A 619-nucleotide genomic window follows, 5' to 3' on the forward strand; every position below is an offset into this window, starting at 1 on the left:
GTGCAGGTACTTGTCTTCGAGCCACTTGTCACTTTTGAGCAGGGTATAGAGCCGCTTTCGCTCTGCCTCGTCGGAGGTCCGCTTCGCGATGGCTTGCCGCACCTTCGCGCAGGCAGCCGCCTTGTACGTCAGGATGTCGTTGACGGCATCCTTCGTGGTCTCGGCGCGGATCGTGCCGTCCACCGCGAGCGATGCATACCAGCCGCCAGCAGTCACTTCCTTGCGGATGTCGGCCGCACTCTTGCCGACGTTCCCCAGCGCGCCGTAGCGACGCCAGAGGTCCGCTCGGACGAACGCCGTCGCCCTGCACACCGCGCGAAGCGCAGGCACGCACGACGACGTCCCATAGAGCGTGCGGGTGACGGTTGTCATTCCAGAATTTCCTTCGGTACCTTGCTACCCGGATAGTCTTCCTTGATCTGCTCTTTGTACTTGCGCATGCCGTCCAGGCGGCATGAGAACGTATCGACGATGGCAAGCAGGTCCTCAACCATTTCCTGCTCTGGCGACAGCGATTCCTGATTAAACATAGCGACATAAATATTGCAGCATGTATGATTGCATGGTTACTCTTTTGGGGATGCAGCCATGCGTAAGCTCGAGATTGCAGACGCGCAGA

Annotated in this window: 2 pseudogenes; both read right to left on the reverse strand. The window is 59.0% G+C overall.

Annotated features, from left to right (window positions below):
- Positions 1-372, reverse strand: a pseudogene (locus ACYP5B_RS21940) (transposase); the annotation flags it as partial.
- A pseudogene (locus ACYP5B_RS21945) lies at positions 369-524 on the reverse strand (IS607 family transposase); the annotation flags it as partial. The pseudogenes ACYP5B_RS21940 and ACYP5B_RS21945, both read right to left, overlap by 4 nt.
- Positions 525-619 lie beyond the last annotated feature (95 nt).

The organism is Cupriavidus sp. 8B, from assembly GCF_054589115.1.